This window comes from Sphingomonas sp. 4RDLI-65 (assembly GCF_049472435.1).
GTDB lineage: Bacteria > Pseudomonadota > Alphaproteobacteria > Sphingomonadales > Sphingomonadaceae > Sphingomonas.
Genome location: NZ_JBCEBT010000003.1, coordinates 461,031 through 485,944, shown reverse-complemented (window position 1 = coordinate 485,944; position 24,914 = coordinate 461,031). Strand labels below are relative to the sequence as shown.

The following is a 24,914-nucleotide window of genomic DNA, read 5'->3' as shown; positions in this document are numbered from 1 at the left end:
GGACCGTCGCCTGAGGATCCGCAACATGGTGCCGGGCGAGTTCGACGATGTCGCGGGTGATCCGCCGGTCGGCATGGCGTGGCGGACGATCGTGATCGAGGCGCAGCCGGGCGCCCGCAGCCGACAGGCGATCGCGCTGCCGACCGGCGTCGATACCGATGCGCTCGACGACGAGGATCTTTTCGATCTGTTCGTGCAAGTCGCGCCGCCAGGCGCGCGGCAGATGATCGCGTCGCTGCGCAAGGTAAAGCTGCCAGGACGCGGCCACGCCTGACCGAACGGCGGCATGACGGGCGAAATATCGGATAAAACGAAGCGCCAACTTGCGCGACATGACTTTCCAGCCGAGCATCCCGTGCTAGCTTACCCTTAGTGACGCGCTGCCGAAGGGTGCTGCGTCCTCGGTGCCCCGCCCGGATACGAGAGTGTCGCACGGACGGGCGGGGCGCCTCGTTTCCCGCTTCGTATCAAAAAATCAGATCTCGTCCGGTTGGAAGCCCAGCGCCTGCGTCAATGCAGTGCATGCGCGATGGCAGCGCGCCCACAATCGGGGATCGCCCAGATCGTCGAACGCGATCGCCTCGGGCCATTCGCGGGCGACGACCGCTTCGATCCGCGTGCACGCCGCGTCGTCGAGCAGGAAACGCGGGTCGATCGCCGCCAGTGCGTCCGGTTCGATCTGCACGCGTAACCGCAGGCAGGCCGGGCCGCCGCCGTTGCGCATCGATTCCCGGACGTCGACCACCTCCAGCCGCCGGATCGGGCCGCCGCTCTCGATTAGTTCGGTCAGCCATGTCCAGACGCCGGCATTCTCGCGGGCCTCGGCGGGCAGGACCAGCGTCATGCTGCCGTCGGGTAGCGTGACCAGCTGCGAATTGAACAGATAGGTGCGGATCGCGGTATCGAGGTCGACACGATCGGCGGGCACCTCGATAATCGCGACCTCGGGCACGATCCGGCGCAGCGCCGCGTGGAATGCGGCGGGGTCCGCGAAGGCGTGTTCGTGCGCGAAGACGACATGGCCGTTGGCGACCGCGACGACGTCGTTGTGGAACGCGCCGGCCGCGATCGCCGCCTCGCTCTGCTGGACGAACAGCGTGCGGTCGGGGTTCAGCCCGTGTCGGCGCGCGACGGCCTCGCTGGCGGTGCGGCGCTGGCGGGACGGGAAGACGCCGCCGCCCGTTTCGCCGTACACGAAGATCTCGACGCCCCGCCCGCCCGATGGCGGCACGACGCGCATGAAATTCGCCGCGCCCTCGTCGCCGAACGGAGCGGGGACGGGGCCGTGGACGTGGAAGACGCGGGGATCGGCAAAGGCGAGCCGCAACTGCCGCTCGGTCTGCTCCGCCTCGGCGGCGCGATGCGGCATCGTCGACAGGTTCGCGACCGAGATATGGCACAGGCCATCGACGGTGTCGGTACCGGGCGAAACCGTGCCCGCATTCGCCGTCCACATCGCCGATGCCGACAGCGCGTTGGCGACGAGCGCGCGGTCGGTGCTCCAGGCGGTCGCGAGCACCTCCGCATCGTCGCCGCCGAACCCGAGGGTGCGCAGCCAACTGACATTGGGGCGGACATGCGGCAGGAAGATGCCCTGGCGGAGACCCAGCGCCATCAGTCGCCGCATCTTGGCGACGCCCTGCAAGGCCGCGAGACGCGGGGCGGAGACGGCGCCGGCGTTGTTCGACGAGGCGAGGTTGCCGAACGAGAGGCCGGCATAATTGTGCGTTGGTCCGACGATCCCGTCGAAATTGATCTCGATCACCGCGTTGCGTCCTTCCTCATGATCCGGCGGCGACGCTAGCCGATCCGATGCCGCGCTCCGAACAGGATTTTCGCTTTGCGCATGCGGCCGCCCACGGGGCCCGGCGGAAAGTATTCGCCTGCTACGCGCCGGAAAGGCTAGGGGAGGGGATGATGACGAACACCCCGTACCACGCCTGCCCCGGAACACCCGCGATCTCGGGAGGTCGCACGTGACGCCTCCCGCCCGTACCCAGGCCGCGATCGAACTCCTCGACCAGATCATCGCCGCCGCCCGTGAAAGCGGCGCCGCCGCCGACACGCTGATCGCGCGCTACTTCGCCACCCGCCGCTATGCCGGCTCGAAGGACCGCCGCGCCGTCCGCGAGCTCGTCTACGCCGCGATCCGCAAGGCCGGCGATCGCCCCGAGGACGGGCGCGCCGCAATGCTGCTGGTCGCCGATGCGGATCCGGCGGTCGCTGCGACCTTCGACGGCTCGACCCACGCGCCGGCGCCGATCGCCAAGGACGAACCGCGCGCACGCGCCGGTGTCGCGCCGCAGTGGCTGACCAAGGCCCTGCGTGCGTCCGGGCTCGACGGCGCCGCGCTGACCGATCTGGCCGGGCGTGCCACGCTCGACCTCCGCGTCAACACGCTGATCTCCGACCGCGCGACCGTGCTTGCCGCACTCCCCGAAGCCGAAGCCACCCCGCATGCCCCGGACGGCATCCGCTTGCCGACCGGCACCAACGTCGAGGCGCTGCCGCTGTTCAACGAAGGCGCGCTGGAGGTGCAGGACGAGGGCAGCCAGCTGGTCGGCCTCGCGATGCAGGCGAAACCGGGCGAGCGGATCGTCGATCTCTGCGCGGGCGCCGGCGGCAAGACGCTGGCGCTGGCCGCGACGATGGCCAACCGAGGCGTGATCCTCGCCTGCGATACCGACCGCAACCGCCTTTCGCGCCTTGCGCCGAGAGCGACGCGTGCCGGTGCGACGATCGTCGAGAGCCGGTTGCTCAACCCGACGCGCGAGATCGAGGCGCTCAGCGAATGGGCTGGGCGTGCCGACGGCGTGCTGGTCGACGCGCCGTGCTCGGGGACGGGCACGTGGCGGCGCAATCCCGAGGCGCGCTGGCGGCTTACCCCCGACCGCGTCTCGCGGCTGCAATCGACGCAGCAGCAGGTGCTGTCGGTCGCCGCCACTTTGGTCAAGCCCGGCGGCGCGCTCGTCTATATCGTCTGCTCGCTGCTCGACGCCGAGGGCACCGACCAGGTCACGTGGTTCCTGAACGCGCATCCGGGCTGGACCACGGAGGCCGTTTCGCTCCCCGCTGGCGCGAAACACGGCCACGGCGTCCGCCTCGAACCCGGCCGCGATGGCACCGACGGCTTTTTTGTCGCGCGCCTCCGGGCCGCGTGCTAGCCAGCCGCCTTATGGTCCAACTTGCGGCCCACCCCGTGACCCGCCTGGAGACGTTCATGCGTTTTTCGTCCGTTGCCCTTGCCGCCGCGCTGACCATCGTGTGTGTGTCGACGTCGCTGAACGGGCAACGGCCCGATAGTCAGATCGACGCACGCTCGATGCAGCTGCTGGCGCAGGGACGCTCGTTGGTGGCCGCGGGCAATCTCGACGGTGCGACCGACGTGCTGGAGACTTCGGTGGCGGTCGATCCGCGCAACCGGGCGGCGTTCCTGCTGCTCGCGCGGGTAGCCGAAACGCGCGACCTGCCGGGCAAGGCGATCCGCCTGTACCGCGAGGCTCTGCTGCTCGAGCCGAACGACGTCGCGGCGTTGAAGGGGCAGGGCGAGGCCTTGGTTGCCAAGGGCGCCGTGGTTCGCGCAAAAGATAATCTCGTGAAGATCCGGACGCTGTGCAAGGGCGTCTGCCCGGAGGCGACGCAGCTCGCGGCGGTGATCGCCAAGGGGCCGCCGATCGCCACCGCGCAGGTCGACAAGACGCCGGTCGCGTCCAAGGACTGAGTTTTCCCACGAACGCTGCACCTCCCGGCGGAGGCCGGGGCCCAATTGGGGAACGGCGATAACGTAGGACGGCGGGTCGTTACTACGACCTTACCAATTGGGCCCCGGCCTCCGCTGGGGTGGGGCTTCTCGAAATGTCCTGCGCGCGCGGACTAGTCGCGCCGCGTCGAGCCAACCGCCTTAGCCAGTGCGGTGAAATCCTCCACCGACAGCGTCTCCGCCCGCCGCGTCGCCTCCACCCCGATCCGCTCCAGCGCATCGAGCGCGCCCGGTACGCCCTTCAGACTCTGCCGCAGCATTTTCCGCCGCTGCCCGAACGCCGCACCCGTCAGCCGTTCGAGAATAGCGAAGTTCACCCCTTCGGGCGCTTCGACCGGCGTCAGGTGCACCACCGCCGACATCACCTTGGGCGGCGGCGTAAAGGCCGACCGGTGCACCGGCATCGCGATCCGCGCAGTCGAGCGCCACTGCGCGAGTACGGCCAGCCGACCGTAATGATCGTCGTTGGTTTTGGCGACGATTCGCTCGGCGACTTCCTTCTGGAACATCAGCGTGCACGACTGCCACCACGGCAGCCACGACGTCGACAGCCACCCGACCAGCAGCGCGGTGCCGATATTATACGGCAGGTTCGAGACGATATGCGGCTTGCCCTCGAACAGTGCCGAAGCTTCGATCTCCATCGCATCGCCTTCGATGACTCGAAGCTGCCCCGGATACGCCTCGCCGAGTTCAGCCAGCGCCGGGATGCAGCGCCGATCGCGCTCGATCGCGGTTACCCGCGCACCCGCAGCGAGCAGCGCACGCGTCAGGCCACCGGGGCCGGGCCCCACTTCGAGCACTTCGGCATCGCGCAGATCGCCGGGCACAGCCGCGATCCGCTTGAGCAACTGCCCGTCGAACAGGAAGTTTTGGCCGAGCGCCTTGCTCGCATTCAAGCCATAGCGCGCGATCACCTCGCGCAGCGGCGGCAGGACGGTCACCGCGTCGCTCATGATCTGGCGGCGGCGGTCTGCGCGCGTCGATCGGCAGCCTCGCCGGCCATCCTGATAGCGGCGATCATCGCGCCGGGCTCGGCCAGGTTCTTGCCGGCGATCGCGAACGCAGTGCCGTGATCGGGCGAGGTCCGCACGATCGGCAGCCCGAGCGTCATGTTCACGCCCTCGTCGAAATGGATCGTCTTGAGCGGCACCAAGGCTTGGTCGTGATAGCAGCACATCACGACGTCGTACGTCGCGCGTGCCCTCGGATGGAACATCGTGTCCGCCGCGAACGGTCCGGTTGCGTCGATGCCCTCGCCGCACAGGATCGCAATCGCGGGCGCGATGATCTCGATTTCCTCGCGCCCGAGCGCACCCTGTTCGCCGGCATGCGGATTGAACCCGGCAAAGGCGAGCCGCGGATTCTCGATCCCGAAATTGCGCAACAGGCCGCGCGCGGTCGCGCGTGCCTTGGCGACGATCAGATCCACCGTCAGCAGCCCGGAAACGTCCTTCAACGGCACGTGCGTGGTGATCGGCACGACGCGCAGCGATGGTCCTGCCAGCATCATCACCGCATTGTCGCCCGCCACGCCGTAGCGTTCGGCGACGAACTCGGTCTGGCCGGGATGCGTGAATCCGATCGCGTACAGCTGCGCCTTCGACACCGGCCCGGTCACGAGCGCGCGCGCCGCCCCGGTGCGCACCAGCCCGACGGCCAGTTCGAGCGAATGCAGCGCGCAGCGTGCGCCATCCGCGTCCGGCTCACCCGGAACGATCGCGCCGGCATCGCCGACGGTCAGCACCGGCAGCGCGGTCGCGAACGCGCCCACCGCCGCCGAGATATCCGCAACGCGTGCGATCGGCCCCGCCCAGACCCGCTCGATTGCGCGCGCGTCGCCGACCGCCACGAACGGCGGCAAGGCCTGCATCTCGCGTGCGTCCCACGCCTTGGCGATGATCTCCGGACCGATCCCGGCGGGATCGCCCATCGACACCGCGAGCGGCACGATACGGGTCACGCGCGGATCAACGACGGCGCTCAACGATAGTCGACCACCGCGTCGCGCCGCAGATCGCGCAGCTTCTGCTGAGCGCGCAGGTTGACGCGCTGCTGTTCGAGTTGACCCTGGATCTGCTCAGAATTCGGCACCGATCCACCCGCTGCCTCGTCGCGACCGCACAGCACCAGCGCGCGAACGCCCTGCTCCGCGGAGCCGAATGGCGGGCTCGACTCGCCGACCTGCAGCTTTAGCATGATCTCCTGGAGCTGCGGCGGCAGGTCGCGGATACGGACCGTGTCGTTGTCGACCACGTCCGCGCCGATCCCGGCCGCGACCTTCGCCACCGTGCCGCAGCCGCGAAGCTCCTGCGTCGCCTTGGCGAACGCCTGCGCGCGAACCGAGGCCTGCGCCTGGTTGGTGTTGGGCGGGAAGCGCAACGTCAGCTGCTTGAGGCTGAGCTTGGCGTCGCGCGGATCCGCGGTCAGCACCTGGCGCTTGTCGGTCAGGTACAGGATCGAATAGCCACCGGAGACCTCGATCGGCCCTGCGACCTGGCCGACCTGCATCGTCGTCGCAGCCTCGGACAGCGCCGCCGGCAGCGTCGCGGCGCGGATCCAGCCCAGATCGCCGCCGACCGCACGGGTCGATGCTTCCGAGAACTGGCGCGCATAATATTCGAACGGCTGCGCGCCCTTCTGGATTTCCTGCAGGATCTGCTTGGCGTTCGCATAGACCTGCTGGCTGTTGGCCGGCGTCGCCGCGAGATAGATTTCCTTGAGGTTGAACTCGTCGGTGCCCTTGGCCGCCTGGAGACGGTCGATGATCGACTTCACTTCTTCGTCGCCGACGTTGACGAACGGCTCGACCCGCTTGCGCAGGTAGCGCTGCCACGCCAGCTCGCCCTCGATCTGGCGCTTGAGCGAGCGCTCCGATGACCCCGATTCGCGCAGATACGCGCGCATTGCGACGGGCGTGCGGTTGAAGCGCTTCGACACCGCGTCATAGCTCTGCGTCAGCTCGGCGGGCGTGATGACGACGTCGGCGGTCCTCGCCTCCTGGATCTGCAGCGTCTCGTCGATCAGCTGGCGCAGCACCTGGAGCTTCAGCCGCTCTCGATCCTCCTGCGACAGCTTCGCCTCGTTCGCCATCGCCACCAGCGCCACGCGCTGGTCGACGTCGGTACCGGTGATCACCGTGTCGTTGACGATCGCGGTCGGCTTGCGGACATTGGGGTCGAGCTTGCCAAAAATCTGCAGGTTGGTCGGGATATCGAGGCCGGTATTGTCGGGAACGCTCTGGTCCTGCACCGTCTGGCCGGATGCGCCCTGCTGCGGCGGCGGGGATTGCGGTGCGCCCTGCGGCGGCACACCCTGGGCGATCGCACTTGCCGTCAGCGCGGCCAGAACCACCGCCCCGATCACACGGCCGCCACGCGCCGCCAGTCGAACATCATGCTTCAAGTGTCGGTATCCCATCATCGCGTCCCGCAAATCGTCCCGCAAATCGTATCGCCATTGTCATGGCGACGCGTATCCGGCGCGGCTTGCCTCAAAGTAGCTGAACGCGGGCTTAGCGGCCGAGGTTGGTGAAGGCCAGCGTCAACAGGAAGCTGTTGCCCTTCCGCGCGTCGCCGGTGTCGTTGTAGGTCCGCCGCCACGTCCCGCCGAGGCGGAGGCAGTCGTCCTCGTACTGGATGCCCAGGCGGTGGCGGATCGGCGTGAAGCCGTCGCTCACCGACAGCGGGTCCTCGGATGCGTTGGTCAGGTCGACCACGCCCGAGCCGAACGCCGACCAGAACCGCGCGAACTGGACCCGGCCGGCAACGCGGATTTCCTCGCGGTCGCGCAGATCCTCGATCGCCGCGTCGATGTTGCGGTTGAGCTTCAGATAGCCGACCAGCACATAGGTCGCGCGCGAGCCGATCGTCGCGTCCAGCTCGTTGCGGCGGATCGTGAACCCGTCCTTGTCGAGCCGGTAGCGGTGGACGATCGAGACGAAGTCGCGGAACCGGAGTTCGCTGCGCCCGACGATATCCGAGAAACGGTCGCTGAGCCCGGTGCCGTTCGGCAGGATCGTCGGCCGCGTGTTCACGCGGTAGCTCTGGCCGACGTTGGTGGTGAATGCGATACCCGGCAGGTCGAGCGCCCATTCGCCGCCATAGGTGACGCGCGACGAGTCCTCGAACCGATCATAGCCGGCGAACCGGTTGAGCGAGAACAGGTTGGTATCGTCCAGGTCGACGGCGCGCGAATCCTCGTTCGGTAACGAAATATTGGCGACCTTGGGTGCCGCGACGAACTGGACGCGCGGCGTAAAGCGCTGAGTCCCGCCAAGGAACGTGCCGATGAACGGCCATTTTACGTCCACCGCGGCCGCGCCGATGACGCGCTGGTGGAAACCTTCGAACCCCTGATAGCTGGGGATCGTGGCTTCGATGTCGCTGGTATTGTACAGATCACCCCGCGCGAACGCCGTGAACGTGACCTCCTGGCCCCAGTTCGTGAAACGGCGCAGGTCCCATTGGAGGCTTGCAAACGCGCGCTGCGTATCCTGCCCGTCGGTCCGGGTCAGCGCGAGCGTGTTGAGCTGCAGCTGGACCTTGCCGCCGACCAGCCCGTCGTCGAACCGCTTGCGATAATCGATCTCGGGCAGCGCGATCGGCTGTTCGCCCTGGCTGTCGTTCACCCGCAGCGTCTGCGCATACCAGCCGCTCAGCGAGAAATAGCTGCTGTCGTCGATCCGCTCGAGGCTGGCGGTGCTGCGCAGCCGGTCGTCGCGCGAAATGTCGTAGCGACGCAGGAAGGTGCGATCGGTCGTCAGGCGGAGCGAGCCGCTCGCGGTCCAGTTGGTGGACAGCTGATACCGCGCCATGCCGTCGATATAGCCGCGGAACGCCATGCTCGTGTCGGTCGATACCGCCGTGCTGAGATCGTCGCTGCGACGGCTCTCCGTGGCATAGGCCCGGACGCGGAACGCGCCCTTCGAATTGAGCGCTGAGTAATCGACCTGCGCCATCGGCAGCACACTGCTGTAGATGTGCGGCGTGACGACCAGCCCCTGGTTGGGGGCCAGCTTCCAGTAATAGGGGACGCTGACTTCGAGGCCGTTGACGCGGCTATACCCGCCATTGGGCGACAGCAGCCCGCTGTCGCTGCCACCGCCAACCGGGTTGGAGAATTTGGGGAGCGGCAGGCTCGGCAGCCCGAACAGATGCAGCCGCGCACCCGAATAATAGATCCGCTTGCGTTCGGGGCGATAGGTGACGCGAACCGCGGTGATCTTCCAGGTCGGCTCCTTCGGGCAGCCGGCCGCATTGGTGACGCCGCACGGGGTATAGGCCGCGGTGCGCAGGTTGACCGTGCCGTCCGCGTCGCGCTCGCCCTGCTTGGCCGCCAGGCGCCCGCCCTGTTCGAGCACGACGAGCATGTTGTCGACCACGCCGTCCTTCAGCGAATCGGTCAGGTTGATCTCGTCGCCGTACGCGATATCGCCTTCGGGATTGGTGACCGCGATGTTGCCGGTCGCGACGACCTTGCCGGTCTTGCGGTTCCAGACGACCTTGTCGGCGCGCAGGCGGCTGCCCTGGCGGAACATCCGGACCTCACCGGTCGCGGTGACGATATCGGTGTTGGTGTTGTATTCCAGCGCGGTCGAGCTGAACTGCACCTGATCTTCAGCCGGCGTCGCCGTCGACGCATTGGCGACTGGCGCTTCGGGCACGGGCGGCGCAACCGGGCGGTTCTGGAAATCCTGGGCCTGAGCCGGGGTCGCGGCGAGTCCGGTCGCCAGCGCGAGCGAAAGGGCGCAACCCGTCAAAAGGTCGATACGCAACACGATCCGAACCAACCCCTTTGGCACTGGGCAGCCGTTTGCCGCCATATCGGCCGCCTATCGCACCACCGGGGCTTCGCTGCAATCGCCGTGAGATGACAGGCCGCCACCTTGCTTTGCCGAGCACGCGGTATCAACTTAGGGCCAAGTCATTCCTACCGTTCAAAGCTTCCCGAGGTTTCTTCATGCAGATCGTCTTCGCCCCGACCGTTCCCGCCAACGCCCCGATCCTCGCCGTGCCCGTCGCAAAGGACGGCGTGGCAAAGGTCAACTGGAGCGCGATCGGCGGCGATGTCGAGGCGGTGGCGACGAGCGCGGCAAGCGCGGCCCGGTTCGCAGGCGAGGCCGGTTCGGTCGTCGAACTGTTCGTGGCCGTCGATGGCGCAGTGCGCCAGGTCCTGCTCGTCGGTGTCGGCGCAGGCGAGAACGCCGATTGGGAGAAGGCTGGCGGCGCGATCACCGCACGCCTGCTGACCTCGGGCGCAACGTCGGTCGTCGCCGACCTCTCGGCGGGTGCCACGCCGACGCCGAAGGCCGCCGCACACTTCGCCGCTGCCGCCGCTCAGCGGGCATGGCGCTACGACACGTACCGCACCAAGCTGGCCGAGAAGTCGAAGCCGACGCTGACCGAGATCACCATCGCGGGTGCGCCCGAAGGCACCGACGCGGCCTGGGCCGAGCAGCTGGCCGTCACTGGCGGTCTCGACCTGACGCGCTGGCTGGTCACGTCGCCGCCGAACGTCGTCTATCCCGAGAGCTTCGTCGAGAAGGTGACTAAGGACGTCGAGGGCCTCGGGCTCGAGATCACCGTGCTCGACGAGGCGCAGATGACCGAGCTCGGCATGGGCTCGCTGCTCGGCGTCAGCCAGGGCTCCCGGCGGGAAGCGCGCATCCTCGCGCTCAAGTGGAACGGGGCAGGGGCCGATGCGCCCACGCTCGCGTTCGTCGGCAAGGGCGTCACGTTCGATTCGGGCGGCATCTCGATCAAGCCCGGCGCGGGCATGGAAGACATGAAGTGGGACATGGGCGGGGCGGGCGCGGTCGCCGGCGCGATGAAGGCGCTGGCATCGCGTAAAGCCAAGGCGAACGTCGTCGGCGTGATGGGCCTCGTCGAGAACATGCCCGACGGCGCCGCGCTGCGTCCAAGCGACGTCATCACCTCGATGTCGGGCCAGACGATCGAAGTGCTCAACACCGACGCCGAGGGTCGCCTCGTGCTCTGCGATTGCGTGACCTGGGTGCAGCAGGCGCACAAGCCGACCACGATCGTCGATCTCGCGACGCTGACTGGTGCGATGATCGTCGCGCTCGGCACCGAGAATGGCGGCATCTTCGCAAACGACGACGCGCTCGCCGACCAGCTGATCGCGGCCGGCAAGACCACTGGCGACACGCTGTGGCGCTTCCCGCTGTCGCCCGCTTACGACAAGCTGATCGACTCGCCGATCGCCGACATGAAGAACGTGGGGCCGCGCGGTGCCGGCTCGATCACCGCGGCGCAGTTCATCAAGCGCTTCGTCGACGAAGGCGTGAAGTGGGCGCATCTCGATATCGCCGGCATGGTCTGGTCGGACAAGCCGGGGACGAACCACGACAAGGGTGCAACCGGCTACGGCGTGCGGTTGCTCGACCAGTTCGTCGCGGATAATTTCGAGGGCTGAACGCAAGAATTCCCCTCCCGCTTGAGGGAGGGGTTAGGGGAGGGGCCAACCGCGAGCGGTGTCGAGCGAGGCGACCCCCTCCCCCGACCCCTCCCGCAAGCGGAAGGGGAGTAAGAATGCAGGTCGATTTCTACCACCTCACCAGCCCCCTCGACCGCGTCCTCCCGCGTATCGCCGAGCGCGTCGTCGCAACCGGCGGTCGCCTGCTCATCGTCGCCGAACCCCAGGAGCAACGCACCGCACTCGATCGCCTGCTCTGGTCCTACGCGCCCGAGAGCTTCCTCCCTCACGCCCAGGCCGGCAGCAACGACGATGCAGCCCAGCCCATCCTGATTGCGGACGACATATCCGAAAGCGCCCCAGCCAATGCGGCGCGCAACGTCGCGATCGTCGATGGTCGGTGGCGGGACCTGACCCTGACCTTCGACCGCGCCTTCCATATCTTCGACGACGAAGCGATCCGCGAAGCCCGCCTCGCCTGGAAGGCACTAGCCGATCGCGAAGGCGTCGAACGCCGCTACTGGAAGCAGAACGACTCCGGCCGTTGGGAACAGGCCGCTTAGGCGGGAACCGGCCGTTTAGGTTGCTTTAGGCGCGTCTCCCGCCTAAGCGCCGCGCATCCAATTACCGTCAACACAGGAGCCCGTGACCATCATGGCCGCGAACCGTACCTTTTCGATCATCAAGCCCGACGCAACCCGCCGCAACCTGACCGGTGCGGTCACCAAGATGCTCGAGGAAGCCGGCCTGCGCGTCGTCGCCTCGAAGCGCATTCAGATGACCCGCGAGCAGGCCGAAGGCTTCTATGCGGTCCACAAGGAGCGTCCGTTCTTCGGCGAGCTCGTCTCGTTCATGATCTCCGGCCCGGTCGTCGTCCAGGTTCTCGAAGGCGAGAACGCGATGCAGCGCAACCGCGACATCATGGGCGCCACCAACCCCGCCAACGCAGAGCCCGGCACGATCCGCAAGGAACTCGCCGAGTCGATCGAAGCGAACTCGGTGCACGGTTCGGATTCGGACGAGAACGCCGAGATCGAGATCGCCTATTTCTTCAAGCCCGAAGAAATCGTCGGCTGATGACCTGGCGGCTGCGACGGGCAGGGCCGGGCGATGCGCCCGCGCTATCGCTCGTCGCATCCGCCACGTTTCTTGATACCTACGCGACCGTGCTGACGGGGGCGGACATCGTCGCCCATTGCACGATGAAGAACAGCATCGCCACGTTCGAGACGTGGCTGGCTGATCCGGCCACGATCGTGACGCTGGCGGAGTACGAGCCCGGCCACGCGCCGATCGGCTACACGGTGTTGACCGCACCGGACTTCCCGATCGAACCCGGCCCCGCGGATATAGAACTCCGCCGCATCTATCTCATGAAGCAGGCCCAAGGCTCAGGCCTAGGCGCCGCCCTGATGGCCCGCGCGCTCGAAGACGCGGCCAAGGCTGGCAGGACCCGAGTACTACTAGGCGTATGGGACCAAAACACCCGCGCTCGAGCCTTCTATGAACGCCAAGGCTTCAAGGTAATCGGCGCCCGCCAGTTCACGGTCGGCACCACCCTCCACGACGATCCGGTCTACGCACGAGCGATTTGAGCAAGGGCGCTCCAACTAGAATGGCCACCACCCCTGCGGAAGCCACCACCCCGGCGGAGGCCGGGGCCCAGGTGGCATGGTCGCAGTAACGACGTGCGATCCTCAGTTAGCGACGTTCCCCAACTGGGCCCCGGCCTCCGCCGGGGTGGTGCCGCTCGGACATCATCGACTTACGCCGCCGGTTTTTCCTTCGCCCAGATCGCATCAAGCCTAGCCTGATCCCCACCACGCTGCCGAACCCGCAACCCCTGCAACTTCAACGAACGCCCGGACAGGAACCCGCCAGCCTTCGTCTGCCAGATCACATCGTAAATCCCGCTTGCAGACCGGGTCGCATCGCCATCGGTATAGTTCACCGTGATGAACACCGGCAGCCGCCCAGCCTGATCGTCCGCGCCGCCATCGGTCGCCTTCAGCAGCGCCTTCTCGAACCAACTCCGCTGGATCTGATCGGTCAACGCATCCTGCCGCCCGACGCCGAGGGCGGTCGGAAACGCCACGGTCGCGTCCACGATCTCGTGCTTCTCGTCACGCAACAGCATCAGCGAGTCGCCATTTTCCGCCGCCACCGCGCGGATTTCGAAGCGCTGATCCTTCCGCGCCTCGCTAGCCCGCGCGCTCGCCTTCTCGGCATTGTCAGCGCTGCGCTCCGACCAGTTGCTCCACAAGGTCAGCGCCGCGATCAGCACGCCGGCCACCGCCAGCACCTCGGCCAGCGTCACCCAGCGCCGCCGCGTCGCCGCAGCCTCGCGCCGTTCGGTCGGAGTCTCGCCGCTCATCGACCGCCAGCCTCCAGCAGCCGGGCAGGGGCCGCCAGTTCCCAACTGCGCGCGATCCGGTCCTCGATCAGTGCCCAATCGGGGTCGCCCGCCAGGTTCATTCCAACCCACCCGGTCGCTCCCAGGTAAGCAGGCCGCGAATACACGTCCGGGTTCGCCTCGATCAGCATCGCCTGCTCGTCGCTTCCGCCCGTCTTCACGCATATGACCGTCAGTCCATCACCATGATGATCCGCCCGGAACTGCGCGAACTGCTTGCCCGCGACGAAGAACGTCGGCTGGCCATGCGACACCTTTTCCTCGGTCTCGGGCAACGCCAGCGCCGCCGCACGAACACGGTCGAGGGGGGACAAGTCGGTCATCGCGTCACGAACTCCGCCAAGGTCTTCGGGTACAAAGCATGTTCCGCCGCCAGCACGCGCGCCGCAAGCGCATCCGCATCGTCGCCTGTCAGGATCGGCACCTCGGCCTGCCCGAGCACCACGCCGCCATCGAGTTCCTCGGTCACGACATGCACCGAACACCCGCCGACCGCATCGCCCGCCGCGATCGCCCGCGCATGCGTGTCCAGACCCTTGTATTTGGGCAGCAGCGAGGGATGGATGTTGACGATCCGGTCCCGCCACGCCGCGACGAACCCATCCGACAGCAACCGCATATAGCCGGCCAGCGCGACGACCTCGACGCCAGCCTCGCGCAACGCCGCATCGATCGCAGCTTCGTACGCCGGCTTGCCCAGACCCTTTGGCGAGAGCGCGAACGTCGCGACACCCTCGGACCGCGCCCATTCGAGCCCAGCCGCATAAGGCTTGTCCGAAGCCACCAGCGCAATCTCATACGGACACTCGGCTGCGCGCGATGCGCCAACCAGCGCCATCATGTTCGATCCGCGCCCGGAGATCAGCACGCCGACGCGCGTCTTCTCAGCCATGCGTCGCGGTCCAGTCCTCGCGTGCGCTCCACGTCCCCGCCGAGCCGCGGACCGTACAACCGTGTGCGCCATTCTCGATCCGCCCGATCGTGAACACAGTCTCGTCCGCCGCCTGAAGCGCCGCGGTCACCGCCTCGGCCTCGTCGGCGCTGATGATCACGACCATGCCGATCCCGCAGTTGAACGTCCGCGCCATCTCCTCCGGCTCGATCGCACCCTGGGCTTGCAGGAACGCCATCAATCGCGACTGCTCCCATGCATCCACATCGACCACCGCATGCACGCCCTCAGGCAGGACGCGCGGGATATTCTCGAGCAGACCGCCACCGGTGATATGCGCCAGCCCCTTGATCCGCCGCTCGCGCAACAACGGCAGCAGGCTCGCAACATAGATCCGAGTCGGCGCCATCAAATGATCGATCAGCAACTTGTCCTGGTCGAACAGCGCAGGCCGATCGAGCTTCCACCCGCGATCGGTGGCCAGCCGGCGAACCAGCGAGAACCCGTTCGAATGCACACCCGACGACGCCAGCCCGAGCATCACGTCGCCGGCCGCGATCTCGCGCCCGGTGAGCACGTTGGTCCGCTCGACCGCACCGACGCAGAAACCCGCCAGATCGTAATCGCCGTCCGCATACATGCCCGGCATCTCGGCGGTCTCGCCGCCGATCAGCGCGCAGCCGGCGGTCTTGCACCCTTCCGCGATCGACGCGACGACGCGCTCGGCGACCGCCGCATCGAGCTTCCCGCTTGCGTAATAATCGAGGAAAAACAGCGGCTCGGCACCCTGAACGATCAGGTCGTTGACGCACATTGCGACGAGGTCGACGCCGACGCCTTCATGCCGGTCCCATTCGATAGCCAGCTTCAGCTTCGTCCCGACGCCGTCGTTCGCCGCCACCAGCAACGGATCGACGAACCCCGCCGCCTTGAGGTCGAACATCCCGCCGAACCCGCCAAGATCGGCGTCCGCCCCCGGCCGCCTCGTCGAGCGCGCAAGCGGAGCGATCGCCCGCACCAGCGCGTTGCCCGCGGCGATCGAAACGCCCGCTTGAGCGTAGGTATAGGAGCCCGTGGCGGGAGCGGCGGAGTCTGGCGTATCGGTCATGATCGGTGCTGCTAGCCACATCGCGCTTGGATTTCCACGTCTGCTTCGCCAAAAGGCCCGCTTGATGCGTATCCGTACCCTTCCCACAGCCCTAGCCGGCGCCGCACTGCTGCTCAGCGGCGGAGCCGTGCTCGCGCAGATCGAGGGCGGCAGCCGAGGCGCAGCCCCTGTCGACAGCGGCAGCGCGTACGAGGTGAGCGGCGTGACTGTCGACGTCGCGGGCAAGACCGCCGACGCCGCGCGCTACAGCGGTTGGCGGCTCGCCCAGCGCAAGGCCTGGGTGCAATTGTCGAACCGACTGGGCGGCGGTGGCGGCCTCGTGTCAGATGGCACGCTCGATTCGCTGGTCTCCGGGATCGTCGTCGAGAACGAGCAGATCGGCCCGCAGCGCTACATCGCCAAGCTCGGCGTGCTGTTCGACCGCACCCGCGCCGGATCGATCCTCGGCATCTCGACCTATGCCGATCGCTCGCAGCCGATGCTGACGATCCCCATCCAATATTCGGGCGGCGTCGGCCAGGCCTTCGAGCAGAGCACGCAGTGGCAGCAGGCCTGGGCACGATATCGCACCGGCAACAGCAGCATCGATTATGTCCGCCCGTCCGGCTCCGGCCCCGACGCACTCCTCCTCAACGTCGGCCAGACGCAGCGTCCCGGCCGCGGTTGGTGGCGGACGGTGCTCGACCAATATGGCGCGAGCGACGTGCTGATGCCGGTCGTGAAGCTTTATCGCCAATGGCCCGGCGGCCCGGTGATCGGCGTGTTCGAAGCGCGCCACGGCCCCGACAACGACCTCATCGGCCGCTTCACGCTGCGAGTCGGCACGCCCGATGGCATCGCGCAATTGCTCGACACCGGCGTGAAGCGGATCGACGACCTGTACCAGCAGGCGCGTCGCAACGGCTCGCTGCGTGTCGACTACAGCCTCTCGCCGCCACCACCGCCCGAAGCTGCGTTGATCGACGACCTGCCAAACGACGAGACCGCCGATGCGAACACAGCGGTCCTGACCGGTGGCGCGGGCATCTCGATCACCGTCCAGTTCGACACGCCCGCAGCTACGGCGGTGTCTTCGACCGAAGCCGCCCTCCGCGCGATCCCCGGCGTCCGCTCCGCAGCGACGACCAGTCTCGCGCTCGGTGGCGTCTCGTTGATGCGCGTCGCGTACGACGGCGATCCGGCGGCGCTGAAGACCGCATTGGAAGCCCGCGGCTACCAGGTATTCGGCTCCGGCCAGACGATCCGAATTCGCCGGGTCGCCCAACTTCTTCCGCCGGATCTGCCCGCGGACAACGTGACGACAGGGTGAGCGCGACCAAGATGACTCAAATCGCGCTGCCACTCGGGTGGCCGGCGGACCCTCGCGACGACGCCTTTCTGGTTACCCCCTCCAACTCGCGAGCGGTCCACACTTTGGAGCATACGGCCACCTGGCCCGTCATGACCGCCATCCTCACCGGCCCGCGCAAATCGGGCCGCAGCCTGCTCGCGCGGATCTTCGCGGCGAAGAGCGGCGGCACGATCATCGACGATGCCGAACGCGTGCCAGAGGCGCAGTTGTTCCACGCCTGGAACCGCGCGCAAGAGGAGCACAGGCCGCTGCTGATCGTTGCGGACGCTGCGCCGCCCGAATGGAAGGTGAAGCTCCCCGATCTCCGCTCGCGCCTCGCCGCCAGCCCGATCGCGGCGATCGGCGCGCCCGACGACGAACTCATGCGGCTGTTGCTGGCGCATCTGTTCGAGCGCCGCAGCCTCGATGCGCGGCCCGATCTGATCGACTGGCTCGCGACCCGAATCGAGCGCAGTCATATTACCGTAACGCGAACCGTCGATGCGCTCGATCAGGAGGCGATGGAACGTCGCAAGCGCTTGTCCATTCCTCTTGCACGAACCACACTCACCGAGGCCGGGCTGATCCTCCGACCGCAACTCGCCCTGGATTTGCCGCTCTTTACGCCACCATAAGCCCCCAAGAGGCCCGATGAACCGTCCAGCCCATATCGTCCGCCAAGCGGAAGACGACGACGATCCCATCGGCGCAGAGCCGAACGACCGGTATTTCAACCGCGAACTGTCCTGGCTGGCGTTCAACCGCCGCGTGCTGGAGGAGGCGTGCAACCCAGCGCATCCGCTGCTCGAACGGCTCCGCTTCCTGTCGATCTCGGGCTCGAATCTCGACGAGTTCTTCATGGTCCGCGTCGCCGGCCTGAAGGGGCAGCAGACGCAGGACGTCGATCGGCGCTCGGCAGACGGGCTGACTGCCGGCCAGCAGCTGACCGCTATCGTCCGCGAGGCCGACGCGCTGATGGCGAGCCAGCAGGCGGTATGGGGCGATCTCCGCGTGCTGCTCGACGAAGCCGGGCTGTTCGTCCTCCGCCGCGAAGCCATCGAAGGCGAGGCGGACGAATGGCTCGAAACGCATTTCCGCGACCAGATCTTCCCGATCCTGACCCCGCAGGCGCTCGATCCCGCGCATCCCTTCCCGTTCATCCCGAACCGCGGCCTGTCGGTGATCTTCGACCTCGTCCGCATCTCGGACAACGAGCCGGTCCGCGAACTGGTCATGCTCCCGCACACGATGACCCGCTTCATCCGCCTGCCCGGCGAGCCGGCGCGCTATATCGCGGTCGAGACGCTGCTCAAGCGGTTCGCCCCCGTCCTGTTCCCCGGCTACGACGTCCTCGCCGCCGCCAGCTTCCGCGTGCTGCGCGACAGCGACATGGAGATCGAGGAGGAAGCCGAAGATCTCGTCCGCTACTTCGCCAACGCGATCAAGCGCCGCCGCCGCGGTCGCGTGATCCGGCTCGAACTCGAAACCGGCATCCCCGACGTGCTCGCCGCGGTCCTCAAGGACGAACTCGGCGGCGCCGACGCGATCATCACCGAAAGCGGCAACCTTCTCGGCATCGTCGACCTCGACGGCTTGGTCGACGAGGATCGCCCCGACCTGAAGTTCCCGCCGTTCACGCCGCGCTTCCCCGAGCGAATCCGCGAATTCGGCGGCGACTGCTTCGCGGCGATCAAGGCCAAGGACATCGTCGTCCACCACCCGTACGAAACGTTCGAGGTGGTGCTTGCCTTCCTGAAACAGGCGGCGAACGACCCCGACGTCGTGGCGATCAAGCAGACGCTGTACCGCGCCGGCAAGCAGCCTGCGGTCATCAACGCGCTCATCACCGCGGCCGAAGCCGGCAAGTCGGTAACCGCAGTCGTCGAGCTGAAGGCACGGTTCGACGAAGAACAGAACATGGTCTGGGCCTCAGCACTGGAACGCGCAGGCGTGCAGGTCGTCTACGGCTTCATCGACTGGAAGACGCACGCGAAGGTCTCGCTGGTGGTCCGCCGCGAAGGCCAGGCGTTCCGCACCTACTGCCATTTCGGCACCGGCAATTATCACCCTGTCACCGCCAAGATCTACACCGACCTCAGCTTCTTCACCGCTGACGCTGCGGTCGGGCGCGATGCGGCACAAATGTTCAACTACATCACCGGCTATGTCGAACCGACCGACATGGCGCGCGTCAGCCTGAGCCCGCGCGATCTTCGCCAGAACCTGATGAACCTGATCGACGTCGAGATCGCCAACGCCCGCGCCGGCAAGCCCGCCGGCGTCTGGGCGAAGATGAACTCGCTGGTCGACCCCGCGGTGATCGAGAAGCTGTACGAGGCGAGCGGGGCAGGGGTTGAGATCGACCTGATCATCCGCGGCATCTGCTGCCTGCGCCCCGGCGTGCCCGGATTGTCCGAAACGATCCGCGTGAAGTCGGTGATCGGGCGGTTCCTCGAGCACAGCAGGATCTGGGCGTTCGGCAACGGCAAGGCGCTCCCCAATGACGGCGCCAAGCTGTTCATCTCGTCGGCCGACTGGATGCCGCGCAACTTCGACCGCCGTGTCGAATATATGCTGCCGATCCTCAACCCGACCGTCCACGATCAGATCCTCGACCAGGTGATGGTCGCGAACCTGATCGACAACGAGCAGAGTTGGGAGCTAGGCCCCGACGGCGAATATAGCCGCGTCGATCCCGGCGACCGCCCGTTCAACCTGCATCGGTATTTCATGACGAATCCTTCGCTCTCCGGCCGCGGCGCCTCGCTCGCGACCAGTAATGCCGTGCCAACGCTGTCGCTCCGCCGAAAACGATGAGCGTCACCAGCGTCCTGTTCGGCAATTCGCCCCCCAAGGCCGAGACCGACGATCACCCGCGTACGGGGATCATCGACATCGGCTCGAACTCGATTCGTCTGGTCGTGTATCAGGGACCGCCACGGCTGCCCGCGATCCGGTTCAACGAGAAGGTGCTTGCGGGGCTTGGTCGAGGCCTGGCGGCAACCGGGTCAATCGAGAAGTCGGCGCTAAAGACGGCGCGGGTGGCACTTGCTCGGTTCGCGGCCGTCGCACGCGAGATGGAATGCTCGACGCTCCGCACGGTCGCGACGGCGGCGGTTCGTGATGCGAAGAACGGCGGCGAACTCATTGCAACGGCTGAGCAACTCGGCCTCAAGGTAGAGACGCTTTCGGGCGAGCAGGAAGCGAGTGCGGCCGGCTACGGCGTGCTCTCCGCGATCCCCGATGCAGACGGCATCGTCGGCGATCTCGGCGGCGGCAGTCTCGAACTCGTCCGCGTCCGCCGCGGCAAGATCGAGGATCGCGTCTCGTTCCCGCTCGGCGTGCTCCGCATCGGCCCGCTTCGCGCCAAACGCGGCAAAGTGCTCGAACGCTACGTGGCGAGGTTGGTCCGCGAGGCGGGCTGGACGGCCAAGGGGCAGGGGCTTCCGCTCTACCTCGTCGGCGGATCGTGGCGTGCGCTCGCGCGTCTCGACATGGAGCTGTCGGACTATCCGCTGCCGATCATCCACCAATACCCGATGACCGCCGCGACCATCACGCGGTTGAGCCGGACGATCCCGCAGCTTTCGAAGCCCCGCCTGAAGGCTATCCCGGGCTTGTCGTCGGGCCGTACCGCGACGCTGGCCGACGCCGCCGCATTGCTCGGCGTGCTGATGCGCCAGCTCGGCAGCAAGACGACGGTCGTATCGGCCTACGGTCTGCGCGAAGGGCTGCTCTACGAACATCTGAAGCCCGCAGACCGCACGCTCGACCCGCTGATCGTTGCCGCCCGCGAAGAAGGCCGCCTGCTGGGCCGGTTTCCCGAGCACGGCGACTTGCTCGATCGCTGGCTCGCGCCGTTATTTACCACCGAGCCGCCTGCAATGGCGCGACTCCGTCATACCGCATGCCTGCTCGCGGACGTTGGCTGGCGAGCCAATCCGGAGTTCCGCGCCGAACGGGGCGTGGAGGTCGCGCTGCACGGCAATTGGGTGGCGATCGACGCCCCGGGTCGGGGCATGTTGGCGCAAGCGCTATATACGAGCCTGGGCGGCGACTTGGCGGCCGCAGATCCGGTAGGCCGCTTGGCAAGTCCTGCGGCGGTAAAGAGCGCGACCGCGTGGGGGCTGGCGATGCGCCTTGGCCAGCGCATGAGCGGCGGCCTGGCCGGACCGTTGAAACGCTCCAGCCTCGCGGACGACGGTGTCTCCCTGACGCTGACGCTCCGCTCGGACGATCGCGGGCTCTACGGAGAGGCGGTAGAACGTCGCCATACCGCTCTGGCGACCGCGTTAGGCCGCAAACCCGTGTTGGCACTCAGCTAATTCCTCCCCTGGCAGGGGAGGTGGCAGTCCGGAGGACTGACGGAGGGGTATCGCGCTATCGAGGGAGGCACCCCTCCGTCTGGCAAGCGCCAGCCACCTCCCCTGCAAGGGGAGGATATACCGAGCAGATTTAGGCGCAGGTGAAGCGTTCGATCCGGCCCTTCGCATCGACGTACACATTCAGCCGGTCAGGCCGAAAATCCATCGTCACCGCGGTGTTCGGCGCGATCCAGCGCAGCGTCCGCGATCCCGACCGGGTCTGCATCACATCCGCCCGGGCATCGCTCGCGCGCTTGCCGACTAGATCGCCCAGCGAATCGGCATTGCACGCCGCAGCCACCGGTGCAGCAGCCGGCGTCTCGCCGCGCATCTCTACCGGCGTACACGCCGCCGTGGCGGCCAAGACTGCGACCAGAACGATCCTCATGCGGCATCCTCCGTACGCGTCATCTTGAGCTTGCCGCCGATGACCGCAAACGCGAGTCGTCCTTCGACCAAGTCGAGCGCATCACGCCCGAACTGATCGAACCGCCAGCCTTCCAGCATCGGCAGCCCGGTCCGAACGCCGGCTGCCAGCGCCTCTAGCTCATCGGTTCGCGCGAGCAATTTCGACGCAACATCAATGTCTCGCGAGCGAATCTTGAGCAACAGCTTGAGGAGGTCTGCGACCAGCGACCCCTCCTTGCCGAGCCCCGGCTTACGATCGTCGCGCGGCGGCATTTCTTCGTCGCTCAGCGGCTGTGCACCCTCGATCGCCGCCATCAAGCGACCACCAATATCGTTGCCGGCCCAAGTCGCCGACAACCCACGGATCCGGGCCAAGTCCGCCTGCTTCCGCGGCGGATGCCCCGCCATGTCGCCCAGCGTCTCGTCCTTGACGATCCGCCCGCGCGGCAAATCCTTCGCCTGCGCCTCGAGCTCGCGCCACCGCGCCAGCGCCTTCAACCTGCCCAGCACGTCAGGCTTGCGCCCCGAAATCCGCACGCGCTTCCACGCCAGATCCGGATCGTTCGCATAATTGGCAATGTCGCCAAGCCGCTCCATCTCCTGATCGAGCCACACGCCGCGCCCGGTCTTGCGCAACCGCTCGAGCATCTTCGGGAAGATCTTCGACAGATGCGTGACGTCGCCGATCGCATATTCGATCTGCCGTGCGTCGAGCGGCCGGCGCGCCCAGTCGGTAAACCGCGCGCCCTTGTCGACCGCGATTCCGAGCCAGCTGTCGACGAGGTTCGAATAGCCGATCTGCTCGCCCTGGCCGAGCGCCATCGCCGCGACCTGCGTGTCGAACAGCGGGAAGGGCGTCTTGCCGGTGAGGTTGTAGACGATCTCGATGTCCTGCCCGCCGGCGTGAACCACCTTCAGCACGTCGTGATTCTCGACGAGCAGGTCGAGCAGCGGCTTCAGGTCGATCCCCGGTGCCATCGGGTCGATTGCGGCCGCCTCCTTGTCGTCGGCGATCTGGATCAGGCAGAGCTCCGGGTAATAGGTGCTCTCGCGCATGAATTCGGTGTCGACGCACACATAGTCGGCGTCGGCCATGCGCGCGCACAGATTGGCGAGCGTGGCACTGTCGGAGATAAGCGGGTGGATATGCATGGACCGTCCATAGCGAGGCTCGCCAAGGTTGACAAAGGCGGGTGATGAAGGGAAGCGCGGACCACCTGTTTATCGTCCGAGAAGACCCATCATGCACGCCTATCGCACCCACAACTGCGCCGCCCTCCGCCCCGAACAGGTCGGCGAAGAGGTCCGCGTCTCCGGCTGGGTCCACAAGAAGCGCGATCACGGCGACCTCGTCTTCATCGATCTGCGCGATCACTATGGCATCACCCAGATCGTCACCGACGTCAGCGGCCCGGTCTTCAAGGTCATCGAGGGCCTGAAGAGCGAAAGCGTCGTCACGATCACCGGCAAGGTCACGGCCAGGGCGCCCGAAGCCGTGAACCCGAACCTGCCGACCGGCGGGATCGAGATCCGCGCGACCGCCGCAACGGTCCAGTCGATGGCCGGCGAGTTGCCGATGCCGGTCGCGGGCGAGGCCGAGTATCCCGAGGATATCCGCCTGCGCTATCGCTACCTCGATCTGCGTCGCGAGCGGCTGCACGCCAACATCATGCTCCGGAGCCAGGTGATAACATCGCTGCGTAACCGCATGAACGGGCAGGGGTTCACCGAATTCCAGACGCCGATCCTGACCGCGTCGAGCCCTGAGGGCGCACGCGATTACCTGGTGCCGAGCCGCGTCCATCCGGGCAAGTTCTACGCGCTCCCGCAGGCGCCGCAGATGTTCAAGCAGCTGCTGATGGTCGCAGGCTTCGACCGCTATTTCCAGATCGCGCCGTGCTTCCGCGACGAGGACGCGCGCGCCGATCGTTCGCCGGGTGAATTCTACCAGCTCGATTTCGAGATGAGCTTCGTCACGCAGGACGACGTATTCAACGCGATCGAGCCCGTCCTTCACGGCGTGTTCGAGGAATTCGCTGACTGGCAGGGCAAGGGTCGCCAAGTGTCGGCCCTCCCGTTCAAGCGCATCCCCTACCGCGAATCGATGCTCAAATACGGCAGCGACAAGCCCGATCTGCGCAACCCGATCCTGATTCACGACGTCGGCCATCACTTCGTCGATTCGGGCTTCGGCCTGTTCGCGGGCATCGTCGCAGGCGGTGACGTGGTCCGGGCGATTCCCGCGCCGAACACCGCGGACAAGAGCCGCAAATTCTTCACCGACATGAACGACTGGGCGCGTGCCGAAGGGCATGCCGGGCTCGGCTACATCACGCAGAAGAACGGTGAACTCGGTGGCCCGATCGCCAAGAACCACGGCGAGGAAGCGACGCGGAAACTGATCGCCGAGATGGGCCTCGGCCCGAACGACGGCATCTTCTTCGCGGCCGGCAAGGAACTGCCCGCCTCTAAGCTCGCAGGCGCAGCCCGCGCGCGGATCGGCGCGGACCTCGGCCTGATCGACGAGAACCGGTTCGAGTTCTGCTGGATCGTCGACTTCCCGATGTTCGAATATGACGAGGACGCGAAGAAGGTCGACTTCAGCCACAACCCGTTCTCGATGCCGCAGGGCGAGATGGAGGCGCTGGAGACCAAGGATCCGCTCGATATCCTCGCGTACCAATACGATATCGTCTGCAACGGCGTCGAGCTGTCGTCGGGCGCGATCCGGAACCATCGCCCTGAGATCATGTACAAGGCGTTCGAGATCGCCGGCTATACGCAGGCCGACGTCGACACGAACTTCGCGGGCATGATCAACGCGTTCAAGGTCGGCGCGCCGCCGCATGGTGGCTCGGCGCCGGGGATCGACCGGATGGTGATGCTGCTCGCGGGCGAGCCGAACATCCGTGAGGTCGTGCTGTTCCCGATGAACCAGAAGGCCGAGGATCTGATGATGGGCGCGCCGAGCCCGGTCAGCGCGAAGCAGTTGAAGGAACTCAACATCCGGTTGACCGTCGATGGCCCGAAAGACGCGACGAAGGTGGTCGCGCCTAACGCTGGGTGACGTCCCTAACCCTCTCCCCGCCGGGGAGAGGGAAAGCTCGCAAAGCGAACGAGGGTGAGGGCACGTTGCGACACGAGCGCGTGCCCTCACCCTCCCACCCGCAAGCGCGGGCGGGCCCCTCCCTCTCCCCGGAGG

Annotated in this window: 23 protein-coding genes; 12 read left to right on the top strand and 11 right to left on the bottom strand. The window is 66.9% G+C overall.

All coding sequences use genetic code 11. From position 1 onward, the window contains the following. The first annotated feature begins 25 nt into the window (after positions 1 to 25). Positions 26 to 274, top strand: a complete 249-nt coding sequence (locus VH567_RS10460) for a hypothetical protein (protein ID WP_423325781.1) — start codon at positions 26 to 28, stop codon at positions 272 to 274. 201 nt (positions 275 to 475) lie between these two features. On the opposite strand, the gene VH567_RS10455 is transcribed toward VH567_RS10460, so the two are convergent. Continuing rightward, positions 476 to 1,765, bottom strand: a complete 1,290-nt coding sequence (locus VH567_RS10455; RefSeq protein WP_423325779.1) for an N-succinylarginine dihydrolase — start codon at positions 1,763 to 1,765, stop codon at positions 476 to 478. 211 nt (positions 1,766 to 1,976) lie between these two features. Here VH567_RS10455 and VH567_RS10450 point away from each other — a divergent pair, with 211 nt between their 5' ends. Together VH567_RS10450 and VH567_RS10445 are read left to right on the top strand one after the other, a co-directional pair. Beyond that, complete coding sequence (locus VH567_RS10450; RefSeq protein WP_423325777.1) at positions 1,977 to 3,164, top strand: RsmB/NOP family class I SAM-dependent RNA methyltransferase; 1,188 nt, start codon at positions 1,977 to 1,979, stop codon at positions 3,162 to 3,164. Between the two features lie 56 nt (positions 3,165 to 3,220). After that, positions 3,221 to 3,721: a tetratricopeptide repeat protein gene (locus VH567_RS10445; RefSeq protein WP_423325775.1), complete on the top strand. Its 501-nt coding sequence runs from the start codon at positions 3,221 to 3,223 to the stop codon at positions 3,719 to 3,721. Positions 3,722 to 3,873: 152 nt separating this feature from the next. On the opposite strand, the gene rsmA is transcribed toward VH567_RS10445, so the two are convergent. The 4 genes from rsmA to VH567_RS10425 form a co-directional block, all read right to left on the bottom strand. Continuing rightward, entirely contained in the window at positions 3,874 to 4,716 is an 843-nt protein-coding gene (gene rsmA / locus VH567_RS10440) for a 16S rRNA (adenine(1518)-N(6)/adenine(1519)-N(6))-dimethyltransferase RsmA (protein ID WP_423325773.1), read from the bottom strand. After that, positions 4,713 to 5,723 (bottom strand): 4-hydroxythreonine-4-phosphate dehydrogenase PdxA, encoded by a 1,011-nt coding sequence (pdxA, locus tag VH567_RS10435; RefSeq protein ID WP_423325771.1) that lies wholly within the window; start codon positions 5,721 to 5,723, stop codon positions 4,713 to 4,715. The genes rsmA and pdxA overlap by 4 nt, the downstream gene beginning before the upstream one ends. Positions 5,724 to 5,743: 20 nt before the next feature. Next, positions 5,744 to 7,165 carry a peptidylprolyl isomerase gene (locus tag VH567_RS10430; RefSeq protein WP_423325768.1) on the bottom strand — a complete coding sequence of 474 codons (1,422 nt, stop codon included), beginning with the start codon at positions 7,163 to 7,165 and terminating at the stop codon, positions 5,744 to 5,746. 109 nt (positions 7,166 to 7,274) lie between these two features. Next, positions 7,275 to 9,539 (bottom strand): LPS-assembly protein LptD, encoded by a 2,265-nt coding sequence (locus tag VH567_RS10425; RefSeq protein ID WP_423325766.1) that lies wholly within the window; start codon positions 9,537 to 9,539, stop codon positions 7,275 to 7,277. Positions 9,540 to 9,721: 182 nt separating this feature from the next. Here VH567_RS10425 and VH567_RS10420 point away from each other — a divergent pair, with 182 nt between their 5' ends. The 4 genes from VH567_RS10420 to VH567_RS10405 all read left to right on the top strand — a co-directional run bounded on the left by VH567_RS10420 (position 9,722) and on the right by VH567_RS10405 (position 12,792). Then, entirely contained in the window at positions 9,722 to 11,197 is a 1,476-nt protein-coding gene (locus tag VH567_RS10420) for a leucyl aminopeptidase (RefSeq protein ID WP_423325764.1), read from the top strand. 116 nt (positions 11,198 to 11,313) lie between these two features. Continuing rightward, complete coding sequence (locus VH567_RS10415) at positions 11,314 to 11,760, top strand: DNA polymerase III subunit chi (protein WP_423325762.1); 447 nt, start codon at positions 11,314 to 11,316, stop codon at positions 11,758 to 11,760. A gap of 91 nt (positions 11,761 to 11,851) precedes the next feature. Then, the gene (ndk, locus tag VH567_RS10410; RefSeq protein WP_031393391.1) at positions 11,852 to 12,274 is read left to right on the top strand and encodes a nucleoside-diphosphate kinase; all 423 of its coding nucleotides are present in this window, start codon (positions 11,852 to 11,854) and stop codon (positions 12,272 to 12,274) included. Beyond that, the gene (locus VH567_RS10405) at positions 12,274 to 12,792 is read left to right on the top strand and encodes a GNAT family N-acetyltransferase (RefSeq protein WP_423325760.1); all 519 of its coding nucleotides are present in this window, start codon (positions 12,274 to 12,276) and stop codon (positions 12,790 to 12,792) included. Before ndk ends, VH567_RS10405 begins: the two co-directional genes overlap by 1 nt. Before the next feature lie 170 nt (positions 12,793 to 12,962). Here VH567_RS10405 and VH567_RS10400 read toward each other — a convergent pair whose 3' ends face one another. Genes VH567_RS10400 through purM form a run of 4 tightly spaced genes read right to left on the bottom strand, consistent with a single transcriptional unit; the run spans position 12,963 to position 15,610 of the window. Next, positions 12,963 to 13,571, bottom strand: coding sequence for a hypothetical protein (locus VH567_RS10400; RefSeq protein WP_423325758.1), 609 nt, complete (start codon positions 13,569 to 13,571; stop codon positions 12,963 to 12,965). Then, positions 13,568 to 13,933: an MmcQ/YjbR family DNA-binding protein gene (locus VH567_RS10395; RefSeq protein WP_423325756.1), complete on the bottom strand. Its 366-nt coding sequence runs from the start codon at positions 13,931 to 13,933 to the stop codon at positions 13,568 to 13,570. The genes VH567_RS10400 and VH567_RS10395 overlap by 4 nt, the downstream gene beginning before the upstream one ends. Next, complete coding sequence (purN, locus tag VH567_RS10390; RefSeq protein WP_423325754.1) at positions 13,930 to 14,502, bottom strand: phosphoribosylglycinamide formyltransferase; 573 nt, start codon at positions 14,500 to 14,502, stop codon at positions 13,930 to 13,932. Before purN ends, VH567_RS10395 begins: the two co-directional genes overlap by 4 nt. Then, positions 14,495 to 15,610 (bottom strand): phosphoribosylformylglycinamidine cyclo-ligase, encoded by a 1,116-nt coding sequence (purM, locus tag VH567_RS10385; protein WP_423325898.1) that lies wholly within the window; start codon positions 15,608 to 15,610, stop codon positions 14,495 to 14,497. The genes purN and purM overlap by 8 nt, the downstream gene beginning before the upstream one ends. Before the next feature lie 64 nt (positions 15,611 to 15,674). On the opposite strand from purM, the gene VH567_RS10380 reads away from it, so the two are divergent. From VH567_RS10380 to VH567_RS10365, 4 genes are read left to right on the top strand one after another with little or no spacing between them, the layout of a single operon-like run. Beyond that, a complete protein-coding gene (locus tag VH567_RS10380; RefSeq protein ID WP_423325752.1) occupies positions 15,675 to 16,919 on the top strand; it encodes a heavy-metal-associated domain-containing protein in 1,245 nt (414 codons plus the stop codon). 11 nt (positions 16,920 to 16,930) lie between these two features. After that, on the top strand, positions 16,931 to 17,575 hold the full coding sequence (locus VH567_RS10375; protein ID WP_056050416.1) for an HdaA/DnaA family protein: 645 nt from the start codon (positions 16,931 to 16,933) through the stop codon (positions 17,573 to 17,575). A 16-nt stretch (positions 17,576 to 17,591) separates the two neighbouring features. After that, positions 17,592 to 19,757 carry an RNA degradosome polyphosphate kinase gene (locus VH567_RS10370; protein ID WP_423325750.1) on the top strand — a complete coding sequence of 722 codons (2,166 nt, stop codon included), beginning with the start codon at positions 17,592 to 17,594 and terminating at the stop codon, positions 19,755 to 19,757. Further along, entirely contained in the window at positions 19,754 to 21,265 is a 1,512-nt protein-coding gene (locus tag VH567_RS10365) for a Ppx/GppA family phosphatase (RefSeq protein ID WP_423325748.1), read from the top strand. Before VH567_RS10370 ends, VH567_RS10365 begins: the two co-directional genes overlap by 4 nt. Positions 21,266 to 21,395: 130 nt before the next feature. On the opposite strand, the gene VH567_RS10360 is transcribed toward VH567_RS10365, so the two are convergent. Then, complete coding sequence (locus tag VH567_RS10360; protein WP_423325747.1) at positions 21,396 to 21,692, bottom strand: I78 family peptidase inhibitor; 297 nt, start codon at positions 21,690 to 21,692, stop codon at positions 21,396 to 21,398. Beyond that, the gene (gene rnd / locus VH567_RS10355) at positions 21,689 to 22,864 is read right to left on the bottom strand and encodes a ribonuclease D (RefSeq protein ID WP_423325745.1); all 1,176 of its coding nucleotides are present in this window, start codon (positions 22,862 to 22,864) and stop codon (positions 21,689 to 21,691) included. Before rnd ends, VH567_RS10360 begins: the two co-directional genes overlap by 4 nt. 91 nt (positions 22,865 to 22,955) lie before the next feature. Here rnd and aspS point away from each other — a divergent pair, with 91 nt between their 5' ends. Then, positions 22,956 to 24,779, top strand: a complete 1,824-nt coding sequence (gene aspS, locus VH567_RS10350) for an aspartate--tRNA ligase (protein WP_423325743.1) — start codon at positions 22,956 to 22,958, stop codon at positions 24,777 to 24,779. Positions 24,780 to 24,914 lie beyond the last annotated feature (135 nt).